The organism is Mesorhizobium sp. M2A.F.Ca.ET.037.01.1.1, assembly GCF_003998075.1.
Lineage (GTDB): Bacteria > Pseudomonadota > Alphaproteobacteria > Rhizobiales > Rhizobiaceae > Mesorhizobium.
The window spans coordinates 1-3,327 of the sequence record NZ_RZSA01000759.1; the positions used below are offsets into that span (position 1 = coordinate 1).

Here is a 3,327-nt window from a genome sequence, read left to right on the forward strand (position 1 = left end):
TCTCGCTGCCGGCCTTGCGGTCAGGATGCTGCAGCAGCTCGGAGATCTGCTGCGCGGCGATTTCGCCCTGGACCGGCGCGTTGAAGTTGAAGATCACGTCGAGCAGCCCGTTCTTGATGCTCTCGCAGCCCGTGGCGGCACCCGCGCCATTGGTGACGATGGTGACCTGGTCCTGCTTGCCGGCTGCCGCGACGGCAGCGCCGGCGCCGACTTCGGCATTGTCCCAGATGCCCATGATGCCGCAGAGATCGGGATGCTGCTGCAGTACCGTCTCGGTGATCTGGCGGGCCTTTTCGCTGATGTAGTCGGCCGGCTGGTCGGAGACGAGCTGCAGCTCGGGATTGGCCTTCAGCACCTTGTCGATGCCGGTGCGCATATAGATGTTGGCGGCGCCCGTCTGGACGCCGGCGAGCCACACCACCTTGTGCGAGACGGCGTTCGGCCCGGTGCAATGCTTGGCCAGCTCGCCCATCTCCAGGCGGCCCATCTCGATCCAGTCATTGCCGACATAGGAGTCGGTCTGGGTCGCCGACTGCATGTTGACCTGCAGCACCTTGATGCCTGCGGCCTGCGCCTGCTTCAAGAGCCGCGCATAGGTCTGCACGTCCGGGTTCTGCACGATGATCAGGTCGGGCTTCTCGGCGATCGCGCCCTGCATGGCGCGGATGCCGGCATTGGTGTCGCCGTTCGGATCGCGCACCTCGAGCGTGAAGCCGTAGCGGGCGGCGTGACGCTGCCACACCATCACCCAGGCCTGGTTGAGGTCCATACCCTGCGAGATCGGCACGAAGATGACCTTCTTGCCCTTGACGCCGTCGAGATAGGCAGCCCGGCCGACCTGATCGGTTTCCTGCGCGCTTGCGACCTGTGCGACACCTAGCAGCGCAAGCGCGGCCATGCCCGCCAACAGGCATTTCTTGAATATCTTCATAGGTTTCCTCCCCAATTTGATGGTTCGAGTTCTTGTTTCAGATGTCGCCGCTCTGCGAGGTCTGCTCGTCGCGCGGATTGATGATGGCGTCGATGGCAAGGGCGCCGAGCAGGATCACGCTCTTGATCAAATTCTGGCTGGTGTAGGAGAAGTTGAGGATCGTCATGCCGTTGGTCAGGATGCCGACCAGAATGGTGCCGGCGATGACATTGCGCACGCCGCCCTGGCCGCCCGACAGGCCGATGCCGCCCAGCACGACCACCAGCAGCACGTCGTAGATCAGGCTCGAATTGTAGAGGCGCGTGTCGATGCCGGTGACGAGACCGGTCATGATGATGCCGGCGGTGAACGCGATGAGCGCGCTGATGACATATTGCGTCACGATGATCGGGCGTGTCGGCAGGCCGGTGGTGCGGGCCGCGTTCGGATTGTCGCCAGTTGCGTAGACCAGCCGGCCAAAGCGCGTCTTCCTCAGAAAGAGACCCATGAGAGCCGCCACCGCGCCGAAGATGACGACGGACATCGGTATCCCGAGCACGCTGCCATTGCCGACGAATTTCAGCCAGGCGATGTCCGGCGGGGCATAGAGCACGTCCGAGGCAAAGACGATGCGCCCCGAGCCGTAGACCGAGGAGGCGATGGCCAAGGTAGCGAAGATCGGCGGAACTTCCGCGACCGCCACCATGACGCCGGTGAACAGGCCGATGGCCGCGACCAGTATGGCGCCGCAGATCACGGCAAGCGTGAAATCGATGCCCCAGGTAGAAATCCAGATGCTGAAGGCGACGCCGACGACCATCACCGCCACCATGGTGAGGTCGATGCCGCGGCCGACGACGACGAAGCCCATGCCGACGGCCAGCGTGCCGAGGATCGACACGTTCTTGAGGATGGCGATGATGTTGCCTTGGCTCAGGAAATTGTTGAGCGTCGCCGAGAAGACGAGGAACATCACGACCGAGATCGCGACGACGACGACTTCCTGCGACGCCTTGAAGCCAAGGCGCCTGTCGTCCGATTTGCCCGAACCAGGCATTTTCCTCCTCCCAGGCAGCCTATGATTGGCGCCTTCCTCAGGCGACCAGCTGAATCGGAATCCTCCCAAGGCTCCGAGCCGTTTGCCTGTACGGGACAATTACGACTGAAGCGTCGGCGGACAATTTCGTTTTTCTGATACGCTGTGCAGTTTGCCCCCGCGCCGAAGCGTAAGCTTCGTGAAGCTTTCATCCCAGGGGCAGCCTTCTCAGGCCTGCGGCGGCTCGCCGGCATAGGCGCGCGCGATAAGGGCCCGGATCGGTTCCCGCTCCAGCGCCCGCGGGTTCCAGTAGGGATTGGCCAGCGCACGGTCCGTCGCAATGTCGATCCCCTCGGACGGCATGCCGATCTCGGACAGCGCGCGTTTTGCGCCGATGCGGCCGGCGAGGTCGTAGAGCGCGATGGCAGGATCATCCGTCTTCAGCACGGCCCGCAGGGTTTGCATGACGGCCGGAACGGCGGGGGCGTTGTAGGCCAGCGCATGCGGCAGCACGATCGTATGGGTCTCCGCATGCGGCAGATCGAAACTGCCGCCGAGCGTATGGCAAAGCTTGTGGTGCAGCGCCATGCCGACCGAGCCGAGGCAGATGCCGCAGAGCCAGGCGCCGTAAAGCGCCTCGGAACGCGCGTCGCGGTCATGCGGGTTCCCGGCAATGACCGGCAAGGCGCTCACCAACGCGCCGATGGCTTCGGTGGCCATCAGATTTATCACCGGGTTGCTTTCCCTGGCATAGAGCGCCTCGACCGCATGGGCGATGGCGTTCATGCCGCTTGTTCCCGACAACGAAGCGGGAAGCGTCATCGTCAGGTCGACGTCGTAGATCACCACTTCCGGCAGCACCTTCGGGCTCGATTGGGTGACCTTCACGCCATCTTTCGTCTCGCCGAGGATCGGCGTCATTTCCGAGCCGGCATAGGTCGTCGGCATCACAATCTGCGGCAGGTCGGTGCGCAAGGCGATCGCCTTCGCGAGACCCGTCGTGGAGCCGCCGCCGACCGCGACCAGCCCGTCGGCCTGGAGTTCCGCCGCGACCCGCAGCGCGTCCTCGGTGACGGACACCGGCGTATGCATCGTCGCTTTGGCATAGACGCCGGCTGCCCTGTCGCCGAGGAACTCGGCATGGCGCCGGGCATCGGCCTCCCGCGGCGGCGTGGCCAGGACCAGCACACGTTTCAGCCCGAGCCGGTCGATCTCCTCCGGGAGCCTTGCGATCGTGCCTGATCCGAAGACGACGCGTGCTGGCTGGGCGTTGTAGACGAAGCTTTTCATGTGAGCCTCTCCCGTCAGCCGCGACTGTATGCCGTGGCATGAAAGTTAGCGACGAAGAGGCGCGCGTGTAAGTGCGCAGGCTGTCGAAATC

3 protein-coding genes are annotated in these 3,327 nt (G+C 64.1%); all 3 read right to left on the reverse strand.

Translation table 11 applies throughout. From position 1 onward, the window contains the following. On the reverse strand, window positions 1-931 hold a 931-nt coding region (locus tag EOA27_RS28480), incomplete at its 3' end, for a sugar ABC transporter substrate-binding protein (RefSeq protein ID WP_145970581.1). A gap of 37 nt (window positions 932-968) precedes the next feature. Then, window positions 969-1,967 (reverse strand): ABC transporter permease, encoded by a 999-nt coding sequence (locus EOA27_RS28485; protein WP_126081840.1) that lies wholly within the window; start codon window positions 1,965-1,967, stop codon window positions 969-971. Between the two features lie 207 nt (window positions 1,968-2,174). Beyond that, entirely contained in the window at window positions 2,175-3,236 is a 1,062-nt protein-coding gene (locus tag EOA27_RS28490) for a maleylacetate reductase (RefSeq protein WP_126081839.1), read from the reverse strand. Between the last annotated feature and the right edge of the window lie 91 nt (window positions 3,237-3,327).

Bases quoted from the DNA above. Each gene is read 5' to 3' on its own strand.
- EOA27_RS28490 (WP_126081839.1), bottom strand. From the start codon at position 3,236: ATGAAAAGCTTCGTCTACAACGCCCAGCCAGCACGCGTCGTCTTCGGA.
- EOA27_RS28485 (WP_126081840.1), bottom strand. From the start codon at position 1,967: ATGCCTGGTTCGGGCAAATCGGACGACAGGCGCCTTGGCTTCAAGGCG.